Source organism: Maribellus luteus (assembly GCF_003576475.1).
Lineage (GTDB): Bacteria > Bacteroidota > Bacteroidia > Bacteroidales > Prolixibacteraceae > Draconibacterium > Draconibacterium luteum.
In genome coordinates this window covers 38,197-54,852 of the sequence record NZ_QWGR01000022.1, presented here as the reverse complement: position 1 = coordinate 54,852, position 16,656 = coordinate 38,197, and the positions used below count along the sequence as shown (strand labels likewise).

General features: G+C 44.5%; 16 protein-coding genes. 12 read left to right on the top strand and 4 right to left on the bottom strand.

What is annotated here, in order from left to right:
- Positions 1–336: 336 nt before the first annotated feature.
- Positions 337–1,740 carry an eCIS core domain-containing protein gene (locus tag D1614_RS22390; RefSeq protein WP_119440235.1) on the top strand — a complete coding sequence of 468 codons (1,404 nt, stop codon included), beginning with the start codon at positions 337–339 and terminating at the stop codon, positions 1,738–1,740.
- A 184-nt stretch (positions 1,741–1,924) separates the two neighbouring features.
- On the opposite strand, the gene D1614_RS22385 is transcribed toward D1614_RS22390, so the two are convergent.
- From D1614_RS22385 to D1614_RS22375, 3 genes are all read right to left on the bottom strand, one after another.
- Positions 1,925–2,335, bottom strand: a complete 411-nt coding sequence (locus D1614_RS22385; RefSeq protein WP_147384348.1) for a hypothetical protein — start codon at positions 2,333–2,335, stop codon at positions 1,925–1,927.
- A 91-nt stretch (positions 2,336–2,426) separates the two neighbouring features.
- Positions 2,427–3,269, bottom strand: coding sequence for an alpha/beta hydrolase (locus D1614_RS22380; protein ID WP_119440233.1), 843 nt, complete (start codon positions 3,267–3,269; stop codon positions 2,427–2,429).
- Positions 3,270–3,372: 103 nt separating this feature from the next.
- Positions 3,373–4,194, bottom strand: coding sequence for a LytR/AlgR family response regulator transcription factor (locus D1614_RS22375; protein WP_162304609.1), 822 nt, complete (start codon positions 4,192–4,194; stop codon positions 3,373–3,375).
- A gap of 574 nt (positions 4,195–4,768) precedes the next feature.
- Here D1614_RS22375 and D1614_RS22370 point away from each other — a divergent pair.
- A complete protein-coding gene (locus tag D1614_RS22370) occupies positions 4,769–5,518 on the top strand; it encodes an NYN domain-containing protein (RefSeq protein WP_119440231.1) in 750 nt (249 codons plus the stop codon).
- A gap of 114 nt (positions 5,519–5,632) precedes the next feature.
- On the opposite strand, the gene D1614_RS22365 is transcribed toward D1614_RS22370, so the two are convergent.
- Positions 5,633–8,569 (bottom strand): DEAD/DEAH box helicase, encoded by a 2,937-nt coding sequence (locus D1614_RS22365; RefSeq protein ID WP_119440230.1) that lies wholly within the window; start codon positions 8,567–8,569, stop codon positions 5,633–5,635.
- Between the two features lie 203 nt (positions 8,570–8,772).
- On the opposite strand from D1614_RS22365, the gene D1614_RS22360 reads away from it, so the two are divergent.
- The 10 genes from D1614_RS22360 (at position 8,773) to D1614_RS22315 (ending at position 16,655) form a co-directional block, all read left to right on the top strand.
- Positions 8,773–9,420: a carbohydrate-binding family 9-like protein gene (locus D1614_RS22360; RefSeq protein ID WP_119440229.1), complete on the top strand. Its 648-nt coding sequence runs from the start codon at positions 8,773–8,775 to the stop codon at positions 9,418–9,420.
- A gap of 169 nt (positions 9,421–9,589) precedes the next feature.
- The gene (locus D1614_RS22355; protein WP_119440228.1) at positions 9,590–10,426 is read left to right on the top strand and encodes a phytoene/squalene synthase family protein; all 837 of its coding nucleotides are present in this window, start codon (positions 9,590–9,592) and stop codon (positions 10,424–10,426) included.
- Entirely contained in the window at positions 10,423–10,941 is a 519-nt protein-coding gene (gene idi / locus D1614_RS22350) for an isopentenyl-diphosphate Delta-isomerase (protein WP_119440227.1), read from the top strand. Before D1614_RS22355 ends, idi begins: the two co-directional genes overlap by 4 nt.
- Entirely contained in the window at positions 10,938–11,417 is a 480-nt protein-coding gene (locus D1614_RS22345; RefSeq protein ID WP_119440226.1) for a sterol desaturase family protein, read from the top strand. The genes idi and D1614_RS22345 overlap by 4 nt, the downstream gene beginning before the upstream one ends.
- Positions 11,417–12,097, top strand: coding sequence for a lycopene cyclase domain-containing protein (locus tag D1614_RS22340; RefSeq protein ID WP_119440225.1), 681 nt, complete (start codon positions 11,417–11,419; stop codon positions 12,095–12,097). Before D1614_RS22345 ends, D1614_RS22340 begins: the two co-directional genes overlap by 1 nt.
- Positions 12,098–12,100: 3 nt before the next feature.
- Positions 12,101–12,763, top strand: a complete 663-nt coding sequence (locus tag D1614_RS22335; RefSeq protein ID WP_147384347.1) for a carotenoid biosynthesis protein — start codon at positions 12,101–12,103, stop codon at positions 12,761–12,763.
- Positions 12,760–13,377 carry a lysophospholipid acyltransferase family protein gene (locus D1614_RS22330; RefSeq protein WP_119440223.1) on the top strand — a complete coding sequence of 206 codons (618 nt, stop codon included), beginning with the start codon at positions 12,760–12,762 and terminating at the stop codon, positions 13,375–13,377. The genes D1614_RS22335 and D1614_RS22330 overlap by 4 nt, the downstream gene beginning before the upstream one ends.
- A gap of 2 nt (positions 13,378–13,379) precedes the next feature.
- On the top strand, positions 13,380–14,474 hold the full coding sequence (locus D1614_RS22325) for a glycosyltransferase family 2 protein (RefSeq protein WP_162304607.1): 1,095 nt from the start codon (positions 13,380–13,382) through the stop codon (positions 14,472–14,474).
- Positions 14,444–15,184 carry a tetratricopeptide repeat protein gene (locus D1614_RS22320; protein WP_119440221.1) on the top strand — a complete coding sequence of 247 codons (741 nt, stop codon included), beginning with the start codon at positions 14,444–14,446 and terminating at the stop codon, positions 15,182–15,184. Before D1614_RS22325 ends, D1614_RS22320 begins: the two co-directional genes overlap by 31 nt.
- Entirely contained in the window at positions 15,177–16,655 is a 1,479-nt protein-coding gene (locus tag D1614_RS22315) for a phytoene desaturase family protein (protein WP_119440220.1), read from the top strand. The genes D1614_RS22320 and D1614_RS22315 overlap by 8 nt, the downstream gene beginning before the upstream one ends.
- Position 16,656 lies beyond the last annotated feature (1 nt).

The following is a 16,656-nucleotide window of genomic DNA, read 5'->3' as shown; positions in this document are numbered from 1 at the left end:
GTATTGAATATTGATTATTGAATATTGACTATTGGGAATTCAATTCTTCCTGAAAACTGAGACTGCGACTGATCACTTCCCCTTGCTTCAGCTAAAACTTTTATTAATTTATATCGCAAAAGAATAAAAAACACTGGATCCCGAGTAGTCCGCCCCACCCGTAAACACCGGCCGGGATGCGCCTCACTTACCTCCGACCCAATAAGCGTGCAGAATTTACGGCTGCCATTCCTTTTATTTGTATGATAATTTTTGCTTTTACACTACCTTTGAAAGAATAGGGCCCGTGCGCAACAACAGGCCCCGGCATAATCGAAACCTCAAAAAGAGCCAACCATGAATACTTTCGCCGACACAACACAGGAAAACAAAAGCCAATCGGTAGCCAAGGCCGCTTCTCAAAAACACGACAGCAATGAATCCGTTTCTCAGTTTGCCGATAACCGGCCGGAGACCGTTACGCAAAGGCAGCTGCAAGAGATGGCCAATAATAGTCCACATACCGCGCCTGCACATCAGTTGAAAGCGATGGCCGATGATCACCCGGCTCAGGCACCGATGCCCGTACAAATGAAAGAAAACAACACGGGTTTGCCTGACGATTTGAAGGCAGGAATTGAAAACCTTTCGGGCTACCCGATGGACGATGTGAAAGTGCATTACCATTCGGATAAACCGGCTCAACTACAGGCTCATGCTTACGCACAGGGAACGGATATTCATATTGCTTCGGGGCAGGAAAAGCACTTGCCCCATGAAGCCTGGCATGTGGTGCAGCAAAAGCAAGGCAGGGTGAAAGCGACCATGCAAATGAAAAGCGGAGTAAATGTAAATGACGACGCCGGTTTGGAGCAAGAAGCAGATACGATGGGAGAACGTGCTTCGAAGCTGGGTTCTGCACAAAAAAGTACTGACAAGTCGGCTAAAAAACCGGCCAATATTTCTGACAGCGATGTAGTACAAGCTTTCGGTCTGGCCAATGTTGTTTTGAACATCGATGAAGAAAGCAGGCAACCATTTGTCGACCGGATCAATTTTAAGGAACGTGTTCCCACCACCACGCCCGGGTCTTCGCAAGGCGATCATACGGTAGCCGAAGCATTGATAGAAGCTTCGATAAAATCCCTGGAATATAATTTCATTCCCGACTTTTTAGAGGGGCTCCTGTCTTTAATTAGCCGCAATCTTACCGGAGCAGAACAAGCCCAGCATACCGAAGAAACCGGAGAGGCCCGCTATACAATTGACCCGGGATCGGTCTATCAGGAAATCGATCAGATTCGCATGCAATACACTGAAATCTCTCCTTTTTTAATCTCCCAAAAGTTATCCGACATTACCACCAAGGTTTGGCGCTTGCTGTCGAAAAGAGATTTAACAGCTTTTGACCGGAAAGAAGGCATGACCACAGGAGGGGGAAATGGCGTGGACGAAGCAGCAGCCATGCGTGAAATCAGAGCATTGGAGGTACCGGAAGTAGGTTGGAACCAACAACCATTTATTGACAGGGTAGCCAATATACTGGCCCAACTCATTGATATTAAAGAGACCACAATGCCCGATGAAAATCAACAAAAAATATGCAGACGGGCAGCAGAACACGTTGGGGATGTTTTATACATTCAAAGTTCTGACTGGAAAAACCGGGTAGCAGCATCCGTATACAATTTAAAACACGCTAATGTAGATGGCAAACGTATGGCTCCCGCTCCTGCCCCGCCTCAGTTTAATTTTTTATGAAATGAGCAGCAAACGGCGGCAATCATTAAAAGCATCTTATTCCATACAACGGTAATGCACAATCCCCCAACACCTTGGTCCGGCAAGGCAAACAAACAGCTTGACTTTTCAACAGAGCTTCCTGCAAATTCAAAAGAACACCCTATATGTTCGAATGAATGATATGTAACTTCAAATAAGCATCTTAAATGTTCGAAAGAGCTTTGTGCATCTTCAAATGAGCGATGTGCAAGTTCAAATGAGCATCCTGCATGTTCAAATAACCATTGTAAAAGTTCAAAAAAGCTTTGTGCATCTTCAAATGAACAATGTAAAAGTTCGAATGAGCGATGTGCAAGTTCAAATGAGCATCCTGCATGTTCAAATAACCATTGTAAAAGTTCAAAAAAGCTTTGTGCATCTTCAAATGAACAATGTAAAAGTTCGAATGAGCGATGTGCAAGTTCAAATGAGCATCCTGCATGTTCAAATAAGCATTGTAAAAGTTCAAAAAAGCTTTGTGCATCTTCAAATGAACGATGTAAAAGTTCGAATAAGCGATGTGCAAAGTAAAAAGAACAAGATTGCGCTTCAAACCGACGATGTACTTCTTCAAAATAGCGATGTCGCTTTTCAAATTAGCAATGTGCACCTGCCAACGCAAATCTGTTATCCCGGCTTTACCCTATGTGCAAAGGGCTCCGGGTCTAGGGTCTTCCTTTCGTCCCCGATTCAAACAAGAAAAGCAGCCCGTCTTTTAAACTGTTTTTGGGAACGTGCCCTTCGTTTTCATAAATATGATAAAAACAAGCGGTGTGGCTGCCTAAATGGTTCTTTACCAAGTCGGAGAAATCGGTCATTTGCTGATGAATAGCACCGTCAGGATCGAGGGGATCTTTTAGTCCGTGGGTAATAAATAACTTTTTCCCTTCGAACTGCGCTACCTGCTGAAAAGCTGTCTCACTCAATTCCTTAAAAAACGATTCGCACCCCGGAAATGCCCCGCTGCAGGCAATAAAAGACTGAAACAGCGAAGGTTTGCTCAAAAATGCATAAAGCGTAAACAGGGCACTAAGCGACTGCCCGCACACGATCCGCTCATCAGTGGTTCGGTACTGCTTGTCGATGTACGGAATAAGTTCCGGTTCAATAAACGCCAGGAAATTTGTTGAGCCCAGGGCTTGCGATTCGGGGTAATACCTGGTATGCGTTGGCCACATATCGCGGTCCCTGTAAGTATTTTCAATGCCTACCACAATCATGTCAGGGCTGCTGCCCGTTTCGCGTGATAATTGCCGAATGGCCGACACGGTCTTACGTACTAATTTCTGAGTGCCGTCGAAACGGTACAAAACCGGGTAAGACTCACCTGAGTTTTCGTAATCATCGGGAAGGTGTATCAACAAGGTTCGGTTCTCGCCCAAAATAGTTGATTTTAACCGCACACTGAACCCGTTTTTACTGGTCATGTGCCGCGCGTATACAACACCCAACAAGGTAAGGGAAAATAAAACGGCAGCAATTAGGCTGATTTTTTGTTTTTTAGTCATGTGTTTTGATCTTAAAATGCTCCGACTAAAATACCTTTCCCAACCACGAGTTTTATGGAAATTTCAGCGAGTGGTTCAATAAATCAGTAAACGGTACAAGGCCTTACGCCTGAAATCGATCAAGAACGGTTTTAGCGCATCTCCGGCTCATTGTTACGGTTTGATCGATTCCCTTTACCGTAACTTCAAAGGTATTGTTGTGCCTCTTTTCGATGTTCTCGACATAGTTCAGGTTGACAATCGACGAACGGTGAATCCTTCGAAAATGCTTTTTAGGCAGGATTTCTTCCCATCTTTTAAGCGAATAATTGCTTAAAACCATTCTATCGTGTTTCTCGGCCATTACATTCGAGTAGTAATCGTTTGCCTGGATCAGTTTTATCGCGCTGATTTTAATATTCAGAACTTTATTTTTTACAGGAAGAAAAAGGATGTCCTCGTAATCTGATTCCTCTTTCTCCAACAGATCCGGTACATTTTGCAAGTCGAACGAACTTTTTTCGTTTGCTTTCACCGACAGCGGCTTATTCTCTGAAAGAATCAGGAGCAATATGGCAGCCAGTAAAATAATCGAATAAATCAATGCCTTAACCGGATAAAGACCCGGCTTTACGACAAATGCTCCTTCGCCGGAAACCATCCACCACGAAAAGTGATGCGCAATCATCCAGAAAAAAGTAGCCATATAAACACAAAGAACAGCCAGCAACCAAAAGCTTCGGTTGGATTGTATTTGCGATCTGAGGCTTTTAATTGCTTTGTATCCCAGGAAACTGAACAGCATCCCGCCAATTGTGTACAACAAGCTATGCAGAAGGATAACTGCGCGGAATTCTTCGGTACCAAAAAAGTAAGTCGACAAAATATTGACGGCGAAATAGCACAACCAGAAAGCCATGAATCCAGCCAGCTGAAGCCTGTTCACAAATAATTTGTTTTTCATACAATCACAGCAGCAGTAAAGTCTTATAAATTTAACGGATTATTTCAGTAAAGCATCAACAATCAAACAGAATACCTAAAGACCGCAATGCAAGAATAAGCTGCAAGCTACAAGCCACTAGCCACGAGCTGCGAGTCATTGGCAATTGAACATTGAATATTGATCATTGAAAATTCAGTCCATCAGTCCATCAATCCTTCAGTCCTTGCTCCCCTGTTAACTGCAAGTCATTGGTTATTGGACATTGGTCACTGGAATTCGACCCGTCAGGTACAATGCGAAAACAAGCGATGAGCCGTGAGCCACGAGCTGCGAGCCATTGCCCATTGGATATTGATTATTGATCATTGATCATTGAAATTCAGTCCGTCAGTCCCTCAATCCTTCTGTTTCTTCTGTCCCTCAATCTCATCAATCCTTTTTTCCCTGCAAACTGCGACTGAACTCTGAGCCCTTTAGGCGCTTTCAACAAACAATCGGTAACAGGTTTTCTTGAATCACTTCCCCTTGGCCCGCGACGGAATAGTTTTACCTTTATAAAATCAAAACAAACAACATGGAAAGTGATTTCAGACTGGCCGTTCTGATCGACGGCGACAACATACCATCAGCCTATGTAAAAGAAATGCTGGAAGAGATTGCCAAATACGGCAACCCAACCATCAAACGAATATACGGCGACTGGACCCGGCCCACACTATCGAAATGGAAAAACGTACTGCTCGAGAATGCGATCAACCCCATTCAGCAATACGGCTACACACAAGGGAAAAACGCGACCGATTCGGCGATGATTATCGATGCAATGGACATCCTGTACGCCGGGCAGGTAAACGGGTTCTGCCTGGTATCAAGCGACAGCGATTTTACAAAACTCGCCACCCGCCTGCGCGAAGCCGGTATGAAAGTATTTGGCATTGGCGAAAAGAAAACTCCGGAACCCTTTATCGTGGCCTGCGATAAATTTATTTACCTTGAAATATTGAAATCTAACGAAAAAGAAACGGAAAACACTGCACTTGCCAGTAAACCTCAAAAGAAAGATGATTACGACAAAATAACGCCCAAAGTCGTTCGGCTGATTTCCTCCACCATTTCAGACCTGGCCGACGACGACGGCTGGGCATTTATGGGCGATGTTGGCAGTTTGCTTCAGAAACGCCAGCCCAACTTCGACTCGCGGAATTATGGTTTCGAAAAACTCACCCCGCTGATCAATTCCATTGGAAAATTCGAAATCGATCAGCGCGACAGTTACAAGGGAAAATTCAAACTGATTTACGTGCGAAATAAAAAAGGGAAATAGCCGGAAGTCAGAAGATAGAAGCAGGAAGAAAGTCACTGGTCATTGAATATTGGTTATTCATTATTGCAACAACTGAATCCGTCCCTGAATACTGAGACTGAATACTGCGACTGCTCACTTAAACAACTCCACAATTTCCTCTTTGGTGATTTGCTGAAAGGGATCGTTGGAATTGATAAACTTATCGGCCAGCGAGCTTTTGCGTTCCTTTAGTTTCTGAATTTTTTCCTCGATCGAATTTTCGGTGATAAAGCGGTACACAAATACGTGCTTGTCTTGCCCGATGCGGTGTGCACGGTTAATGGCCTGTATTTCGGCGGCCGGGTTCCACCACGGGTCAATGATAAACACATAATCGGCTTCGGTAAGGTTAAGCCCCACCCCACCGGCTTTCAACGATATCAGGAAGATCCGGTTATCATCGTTTTCCTGGAATTCTTTGATCACCTCTTCGCGTTTGGTGGTCTGCCCGGTAAGCTTCGAATATTTCCAGCGCTGCTTTTTGATTTTCGACTCCAGCAATTCGAGGTGCGTTACAAACGAAGAGAAGATCAGCACCTTGTGTTTCTCTGCAACGAGGTTTTGCAGCATCCGGAAAATCTCGTCGAACTTACCCGAACTTTCACCCGCATCCTTCTCCAGCAGCGACGGGTGATTGGCTAGCTGTCGCAAACGCGTAAGCCCTTGCAGCACCACAAACTGCGACTTGTTCATCCCCTCTTTTTCGATGGCGGAGAGGATCGTATTCCGGATGATCGACTTTTCCTTGTCGTACAGTTTTTGCTGATCGTCGGCCATGCTGCAAATGCGCACTTCCTCCATCAGCGGAGGCAGATCGCGCGCCACTTCCATTTTTTTACGACGCAGCACAAAGGGACGAATCATCAGTTGCAGCTTTTCCATCTGCTCTTCGTTCGCGTGCTTTTCAATGGGTGTAATAAACATCCGCTGGAAAAAGGCCAGGCTACCCAGCAATCCGGGGTTCAGAAAGTTCATCTGGCTCCAGAGGTCCGACAGCGAGTTTTCGATGGGTGTTCCGGTGATTACCAGTTTGTGTCGCGCCTTTATTTTCATCAGCGCCTTGTAAGTTTTCGACCCCGAATTCTTGATCGATTGACTTTCGTCCAGTATCAGGTAGAAAAACTCGGTGGCCGCCAGCATTTCGCTGTCGTTGCGCATGGTTCCATAGGTCGTAAGTATAATGTCGTAAAAGCGGGCGATCTTACCAATGTCTTCCACCTTTTTGCGTTGCAGCCCCACGTATTTGTATACTTTCAGCGAAGGCGTAAACTTGGCAATCTCGTTGCTCCAGTTGTGCACCAGCGAAGTGGGCAAAACAATCAGGCTGGCAGGCTGCACCGCCTCATCAGGCGCGTCGCCGCCAAACATATCCAGCTGACCGTTTTTGTCGGTCTCGCCGGTTTTTATCGGCTGCTGACTGCGTTTCAGTTTTAGCAACAGAGTCAAGGCCTGCAAGGTTTTCCCCAGTCCCATATCATCTGCCAGACAACCGCCCAGTCCGTTTTTGTACAGGCCGTACATCCAGCTAAAACCTTCTTCCTGGTAGGTCCTTAAACTGGCCTTTAGCTTCGACGGCAAAACCGTTTCTTCTTTTTCGGCATCCTTTAGTTTCAGAAATTTCTCTTTCACATCGCTGTCGATGCCTTCAAAACTTTGCTGAAGCAGCGTAAAATGGTGCTTGTGAAACTCGATGCGCTCGCCTTTGTCTTTTCCGTAGGGCAGCAAGCCTTTGTAACGCGCAAACCACTCGTCGGGTAAAATGGCAATTTCGCCATTGGGCAACACAAACTCGTGAATGTCGTTCAGAATGTATTTTTTCAGCCGGATAAACGGAATGCTAAACTCGCCAAAACGAACCACCGCATACACATCAAACCAGTCGCCGCGTGTTTGTGTTTTTAATTCCAGCTGACCACTACCGGCAAAATACTTTTTATCGCCCTGCTTTTGCACCACTTCAATGCCGTGCTTTTTCAATTCGTCGCGGTGTTCTCCCAACCAATTCAGCAAATGATACAAGGCATTTTGTTGCTCCAGCACGTCGGCACCTCTTAATTGGTAATAACCATTGAGTTCGGCCAAACCTTTCTTCTCAAGCAACTTTATAACTCCTTCTTCCCAATCAAAGTCGCGCACTGTTTTCAGGAAAATATACGAAGAACCGTCTTTCTGAAGGCTTACTGAAGTTTGTTTGGCCGATCCCGGCAGAAAATTCTCCTGTCCGTAAGTAAAGCGAAGCACAAACGCCGGGCGGTATTGCAAATCCACTTCGAGCGAAAGAACCGCTTTTTTACTGATGTCGGCCTCGCGAATTTCAAAACCGCTGGCCTTTACATCAAAATCGCGGACAGTGTTCAGGATAAAGCCCGAATAATACTTTTCTTCGATGGTGTTCGGGACCGAAACCACGTCCTTTTCAAAAAAAGGCATCAACCGCTTGGCATTCAATTTCTCGAACGCAATTAGCTGGTCGCGGTACAACATCAGGCAGGGTTCGTTGGTGATGATCCGGTTGGTGCGTTTCGAAAGCAGCAACTCCTTCCCCTCCATAAAAACCTTTAGCCGGTAACGGGTTTGCAGTTCGGTACGCTCGAAATAAAACTCGGGGCGCGCAAAAACCGGCGGCACATGAATTACATCCTCATCATAAAGATTCGAATACTTGGCCTCCTTTTTAAACAAACGAACCGGACTCAGCATCAACACCGAAGCCACATCCATCATGCGCTGTTCGATAAACGGAAGCACCTGCCGCTGAAATACACCGGAATCGAGGCGCGAGAAAAAATCTGAAACACTTTCTGCCCTCGAAAAACGCTTCATCAAACGTTCGTCGCTATACTTCTCTATGGTCTTTACCAACTCCTTCTCGTAGGGGCGCCACTCGTATTCCGAATCCTCAAAATCATGCGGTTTTACCAGCCTCACCACCGTGTAGAATTTCTCCAGCCTCCTAATTAAAAAAGGCTGAAAAACCATCCCCACAAAGCGGTGTTCGGTCAATGCAATAATAAATTCGAGCTCTCCCATCGGTTGTTTTGAAACAATTGCAGTTCTTTTTTATCCTTATTGAACAAAATGACTTTGATCAAAAGAACCCCAAATATAAAACCGTTGCAGTAAAGAGTCACAGGAATTGGCTTTTTTAACAGGTTTAGAAATGTAAATTTTATGTAGCCTCGCCTCGTGAAGGATGTTATATTTGCAAAAACAATACTCAAAAACGATCACTTATGAAAAAACTATTTATCCCAAAAATAAGCGCAGAAAAAACAAGCGATTCAGAACAAGCCTCGCAACTGCTGGAAGCAAAAGCGCAGCTCCAGGAGATTGACACACTAAACTGGGAAGCCTTTTCGTACAAACCTTTGTTGAATTTCCGCATCGCCCACACCGGTAACGAAATCTGGCTAAAATATTATGTGCGCGAAAAGTACATTCTTGCCCGCGAAACCCGCATTAACGGCGATGTTTACAAAGACAGCACCGTTGAATTCTTTATTTCGGTAGACGGCAAGAATTATTACAATTTTGAATTCAGCTGTATCGGAACACCGCATGTGGCACACGGCCCGGGGCGTGGAAACCGGAACTTTGTTTCGCCCGAACTGCTCAAAAAAATTGATATCGCTTCTACCTTAGGTTCAGAACCTTTTGAAGAAAAAACAGGTGACTTTTACTGGGAAATGATGATCCGTATCCCTGTTGAATGTTTTGCATACGATTCGCTCAAAACCTTTGACGGATTGAAAGCCACGGCCAACTTCTACAAGTGCGGCGACGAAACGTCGGAACCTCATTTTGTAACCTGGAACCCGGTAAAAACAGAAAATCCCGATTACCACCGTCCGGAATTTTTCGGAGAAGTGGTTTTTGAATAATCACCTTGTTTAATCTTTTTTAGTTTTTCATGAACAAAAAACATTCCCGGTAGTTTAATGATATAGATTTCAGATCAAATTTTGAAAATGTGATGGAGTAAATCCGTCGTCGTGGCAACATTTGATCTGAAATCTGGGTATTAATCATTAACTTGAAAAAAAACCGGGAATGGACCTGTACGACAAAACCACGCTGAAAATATCGAAACTAATAACCACCTCTTACAGTACTTCTTTTTCGTTTGCAACAAGCCTGATGAGTAGTGAGCACAGAGACGCCATATACGCTATTTACGGGTTTGTGCGTTTTGCCGACGAAATTGTCGATACCTTTCTCGAATACGATCAGGAAGAGCTCCTCGATTTGTTTGAGGCAAACATGGAAAAAGCCCTCAAAAACAAAATCAGCATGAATCCGGTGTTAAATTCTTTTCAGCTTGTGGTAAATAAATACCATATTCCCCGTGAACTCATCGATGCATTCCTGCACAGCATGCGCATGGATCTCGATAAGAAAAATTATAGCAGCAAAGCAGAAACCGACCAGTACATCCACGGTTCGGCCGACGTAGTTGGACTGATGTGCCTGCATGTTTTCTGCGACAATAATCCTCAACTACTGGAGGAATTGCAAGAACCGGCGATGCGCCTTGGATCGGCCTTTCAGAAAGTTAATTTCTTACGCGATCTCAAAGCCGATTCCGAAGAATTGGGAAGAAGCTACTTTCACCATTATACTCCGGGCGATTTCGACGAAAAAGCCAAAGCCAGCATTATTGCAGAAATTGAAAGTGACTTTGATGCCGCTTTGCCGGGTATTCGCCGCCTGCCTCCCGACTCCCGGATTGCAGTAATGGTTGCCTACAGGTATTACCGGCAATTGCTGCGAAAACTAAAACGTACCCCGGCATCCAGGATCAGAAAAACCAGGATCAGGATTTCTGATTTCCGGAAAATGGTGATCATGACCCAATCGATGACCCTAGGAAAACTAAATATTTTATGATACAAGAACAGGTAATAGTGGTGGATGAAAATGATGTGGTGCTGGGCTCAATGGAAAAAATGGAAGCCCACCGAAACCCGGTGCTTCATCGCGCCATTTCGGTATTTATTGTCAACTCGGAAGGCGAATGGCTCTTACAACAACGTGCGCTCGGCAAATATCATTCAAACGGTTTGTGGACCAACACCTGCTGCAGTCACCCGCAGCCAGGAGAAAGTAGTCTCGATGCAGCCAACCGTCGCCTGGCCGAAGAAATGGGTTTGAAAGCCGAACTCACTGAAAAGTTTCATTTTATCTACCGCGAACCACTCGACAACGACCTCACCGAATACGAGCTCGATCATGTTTTTGTCGGCGTCAGCAACCAAGTGCCCAACATCAACACCAACGAAGTGCTCAGCTACAAATACATCGCCTACGACGATCTGAAAAAAGATATCGAAACAAATCCGGACAATTACACAGTCTGGTTCCTTAAAATTGTGGATAGAGTAAACCAATACCTGAAAAAATGATCTGGAATATTCTTTTGGCAGTCGCAGCTTTTGCATTTATGGAATTTGTGGCGTGGTCGAACCACAAATTTGTGATGCATGGATTTTTGTGGAAATGGCATGCCGATCACCACACTAACGACCACAAGAAGAACGCCTCACAAACCGAGTTGTACAATCCCGGATTTGAGAAGAACGACTATTTTTTCCTGGTGTACGCCATTCCGGCAATTATCCTTCTGATTATTGGATTTTATTTTTCGTTTCCACGGCTCGTTGCTTTGGGAATAGGAATTTCTGCCTACGGTTTTACATATTTCATGCTGCACGATGTGATGGTTCACCAACGTTTGAAAATCCCTTTCCTGATCCATCCGAAAAGCAAATACCTGCAATCGGTAATCGAGGCACACCTGGCCCACCACCGGGGCAAAAATGTTCACGATTTCAATAATTACGGCTTACTGGTTTTCCAACGCAGATTTTTAAAGAAATAATGTCACTTTACTTCTGGCTATTACTCGGATCAATTGCTGTACCGTTGCTCCTGAGCTTCGACAAGCGGCTTCACTTTTACACGCAGTGGAAGTATGTACTCCCTTCGATTGCAATAGTAGCCGTGCTCTACATTTCAGTCGACATACATTTCACGCAGCAGGGTTTCTGGGGGTTTAATGATCGCTATATTTCGGGTGTGCAACTATTTCATTTACCCGTCGAAGAAATTCTCTTTTTCATCGTTGTTCCCTATGCCAGCATTTTTCTTCACGAGGCCATTCTCGAATATTTTCCGCAGGTTAAAGTGGGGAAAAAAGTAAATATTCTACTGATTGGTTTTCTTTTGGTGATGAGCCTGCTGGTGTTGGTTTTCAACCTGCAAAAAAGCTACACGGCCTATATTTCAGGCAAACTACTATTGATCCTGATCCTCGCACTTGTGCTAAAAAGTGAAAGCATTCGCTCATTTTTTCTTACTTTCCTGGTTATACTTCTCCCATTTTTGGTGGTCAACGGCATACTCACCGGTTCATTTATAACAGACGAAGTGGTGTGGTACAACAATACTGAGAATCTGGGAATCCGTATCTTTACTATACCGATTGAAGACTTTGCCTATGCCTTCTCAATGATTTTTCTGAACCTTCTGTTAATTGAAAAACTAAAGCAACTCTACTGAATCTTGACATACCATCAAAACATATCGCATTTTACTGAACGATACTTTTCGGCATTCGTCGTTTTCTTTTTTGTCTTTTACGCCGTGGGCATTATTGGTTTGTCGATCGCTGCCACACGCCCACTTTTTATCGGGCTCACCCCTCTGGCTTTACTGCTTTCATCATTCGCCGTGATGCTTTTTCATCGTGATCACCGGTTGAAAGTCTGGCTGATTTTTGTTTTGATCTATTTGTTGGGATTATCCGTCGAAATGATCGGCGTGCAAAGCGGGTTGATCTTTGGCAACTACAAGTACGGCAACGGACTGGGATGGAAAGTAGCCGAAACACCTTTGATTATCGGATTAAACTGGCTGTTGCTGGTTTACACGGCCACTTCGCTGAGTAGCCGGTTAAAGATCGCTCGCATATTCCAGGTCCTCATAGCAGCATTTATCCTGCTGACTTACGACCTGATACTGGAACAAGTAGCCCCTAAACTCGATATGTGGAGTTGGGATAACAATATTATTCCGCTACAGAATTACCTCGCCTGGTTTGCGCTGGCACTTGCTTTTTCAATCCTGCTGGTATACTCGAAAACAAAGGTGACCAATAAACTGGCGCCGCTTATATTGCTCTGCCAGTTCCTGTTTTTTGTCGTTCTGAATTTATTACTGCCATGATACGAGCCAGCCACCATAGCATCCTCTTCCCTTTTTTCCGAAACTATGTGCTTTGGAAAATGAAACGCTCACTTGCCCGCACTGAAATCATAGGCAATGTGCAGGACAAAGGGAAAGCGGTTTTGTGGATTGCGAACCACATGAGCTGGTGGGATGGTATCTGGGTGCTCTCGTTAAATGGAAAAACATTTCGGCGAAAATTCCATTTTATGATGTTGGAAGAACAGCTCCAGAAAAACTGGTTCTTTCAATTTACCGGTGGCTTTTCAGTAAAAAAAGGAACACGTTCAGTTTTGCAGAGTCTGAACTATGCTGCGGAACTGCTTCAAAACCCCCAAAACATGGTACTGATGTTTCCGCAAGGCGAAATACAAAGCATGCACCAACGGAAATTTAGCTTTGAAAAAGGTATTGAAAAAATCCTTCAAAAAGCCCCAAAGGAAGTGCAGGTTATTTTCCATGTAAATTTTGTGGACTACCTCTCACAATCCAAACCTACCCTATTCCAGTATCTGACAGAATACAAGGGAGGCACTTCGCATTATGAGATGGAGGAAGCGTATAATCGGTTTTACCGGGAATGTTTAACTGCCCAATCGGCCAAATCGAGTTAAATATGGAGGCAATCACCTATATCGTTTTTGCCTTTGCGTTGGTTCAGCTTGCTGTGAGTCTGATTAACCTGGTATTTCGGCAGCGACTGCCAAAAGCGGCAACAGAACCGATTGAACTGGTTTCCGTTCTGATTCCCGCCCGCAACGAAGAACAAAACATCGGCAACCTGCTCAGCGACCTGAAAGAATGCCATCAAAACATTGAGGTATTGGTGTACAACGACCAGTCGACCGACCAAACCGCTTCGATTGTTGAAGAAATCAGCCAAACAGATCCGCGCGTTCAACTTTTGCATTCCGACGGATTGCCTGAAAACTGGACAGGGAAAAACCATGCCTGCTATTCGCTCTCCCAAAAGGCCAAAGGCCAGTATCTACTGTTTCTGGATGCGGATGTTCGGATAACTTCAGAGATTATTCCCCAATGCATTGCGATGATGAAAAGCCAAAACCTGGCGCTTCTGAGTATTTTCCCACAGCAGGTCATGAAAACCCGGGGAGAAAAGCTCACTGTTCCGGTGATGAATTATGTGCTGCTTACGCTGCTTCCCCTGATACTCGTCAAAAAACTGGCATTTCCTTCCTTATCGGCAGCGAACGGTCAATTTATGCTGTTCAATGCTGAAACATACAAAAAATGGCAACCTCACCGGTACATTCGCAACAAACGGGTGGAAGACATTGCAATCGCACGATTTTTTAAACATAACAAAGCAAAGATCGCCTGCCTGACGGGAACCGATCATATTCGCTGCCGGATGTACACCGGATACTCCGATGCCATGAATGGGTTGTCGAGAAGTGTGCTCATGTTTTTTGGCAATTCTGCTCCGGTCGCCATCCTGTTTTGGTTGATTACCACTTTGGGTTTTTTAATGGTGGCATTTACTGCCCCCTGGCAAATTCTTATCATCTACCTGCTAATACTTGGAGCAATACGCGTGATCGTTTCGATGTCGAGCCGACAAGCTGTCGTGACAAACCTGATTTGGGGTTTTGTTCAGAAAATAAATTTGGGAATTATGATCGGGAAAGCAATTCGTTCGCGGTCGCTAAAAACACTGGAATGGAAAGGAAGAGCTGTACCCTCATCGTAATACTGATTCTGGTGCCGATGCTGCTGACGGCATCCTCGAAAATAAGAATCTACCGCGCCTATATCGGCAACGACATGCCGGAATGGAAAGCCACTATGGATGAAATGGAAACTCAGAAAAACAATGATCCCGCCTACCTGGCTGAACTGGTGAATTATCAGTACGGTTACATCGGCTATTGTCTGGGTGTTGACGATGATGACGCAGCTAAAACATACCTCTACCGGGCAGAAAAAAACCTGGAGCAACTTGAGCAACTGGGTTTTTCATCAGCAACAATCAATGCTTACCGTTCGGCATTCTTTGGGTACAAAATTGGATTATCTCCGATAAAGGCTCCGTTTCTGGGGCCCAAAAGCATAAAAGCGGCAGAACAATCCATCCAAGCTGATCCTGAAAACCCACTTGGATATGTACAGCTCGGACATGCTGAGTTTCATATGCCCGCCCTATTTGGCGGATCAAAAACAAAAGCAATTGAATACTTTCAAAAAGCGGAAAAACTGATGGAACAAAATCCGGAAACGTGGATCACACAAAACTGGAATTACCTGAATTTAATGGCGTTGATCGGACAATCGTTTGAAGCATTAAACAAATACGAAGAAGCAAAATCATATTATAGCAAAGCGTTAAAGGCAGAACCCGGTTTCAAATGGGTGAAAGATAAGCTGCTTCCCAACCTGGATAAAAACTTGAAAAATGAGTAAAAAAATACTGGTAGTAGGTGCCGGAATCGGTGGACTGGCAACAGCACTGAGGCTTGCAAAAAAAGGATACGAAGTGGAAATGCTCGAAAAAAATGAGCAGGCCGGCGGAAGATTGAACCAAATCAAAAAAGACGGTTTTACCTTTGACACGGGCCCCAGCTTTTTTAGCATGTCCTACGAATTTGAGGAATTTGCGCGCGATTGCCAGATCAAACTTCCCTTTGAATATTTTGAGCTTGATCCGCTTTATTCGGTGAACTTCAGCGACAATCCAAAAACCTTTCACCTGTACAAAGACATTGATAAACTGGCCGAACAATTTGCGGATATCGAACCCGATTTCAAAGAAAAATTTATCCAATACCAGGCAAAAGCCGGTGCACTCTTCCACGATACCGTCGACCTCGTCATTAAACAGAATTTCGACTCGCTTTTTCATTACATCACCACACTGATGCGGGTAAATCCGGTGCACATTCCCGTTCTGTTGCGAAGTTTCTACGATCACGTAAAAAAATACTTCTCATCAAAAGAGGCCATCCAGATTATTTCGCTGGTGGCATTTTTTCTTGGGCGAACACCATTTGATACCATGGCCATTTACAGCCTCCTCTCCTACACCGAATTTAAACATGATGGCTATTTCAACGTAAAAGGCGGAATGTACCAGATTGTGGAAGGAATCGTAAACGAGTTGAAAAAGGAGAAAGTTACGATCCACTACAACACAGAGATCAAAAGCTTCGAAGAAGAAAAAGGCAAACTAAAAGCCTTGGTCGATCAGCATGGAAAGCGCTGGACATCGGATGTATTTCTGATTAACTCAGATGCTGCGTGGTTTCGCGGAAATGTGTTCAGGCGAAAACAATATTCTGATGAAAAACTGGATAAAATGAACTGGACAATGGGGTACCTCACTTTTTATGTGGGCATTAAACGAAAACTGCCGATGGTGGATCACCACAATTATTACCTGGGTAGCAATTACGAGGCCTATTCCAACAACATCATGCAAAACCCGGATACCTTGCAGAAACCCTATTATTACGTAAATGTGCTTTCAAAAAACAATCCCGATTGCGCTCCCGAAGGTTGCGAGAGCCTGTTTTTTGTGTGCCCGGTTCCCAACCTGTATTTCAAACAAAACTGGGATGATAAGGAAGAAATAGTAAACAGCATCATCGCTGATTTTTCAGAAAGAATCGGAGTTGAAGTGCAAAAAGAAATAGTAACACAAACCATTTACACCCCCATCGAGTGGCGCGATCGTTTTAACCTGCACCGGGGCAGTGGGCTTGGACTTTCGCACAATATGAACCAGATTGGGCACATGCGGCCACGCAACTTCGATGAAAAATACAAAAATGTTTTTTACGTGGGTGCTTCTACCGTTCCCGGAGCCGGAATTCCAATGGCAATCATTAGTTCGAAGCTGGCTTTTGAGCGAATTAATAAACACTTCGGGCAATAAG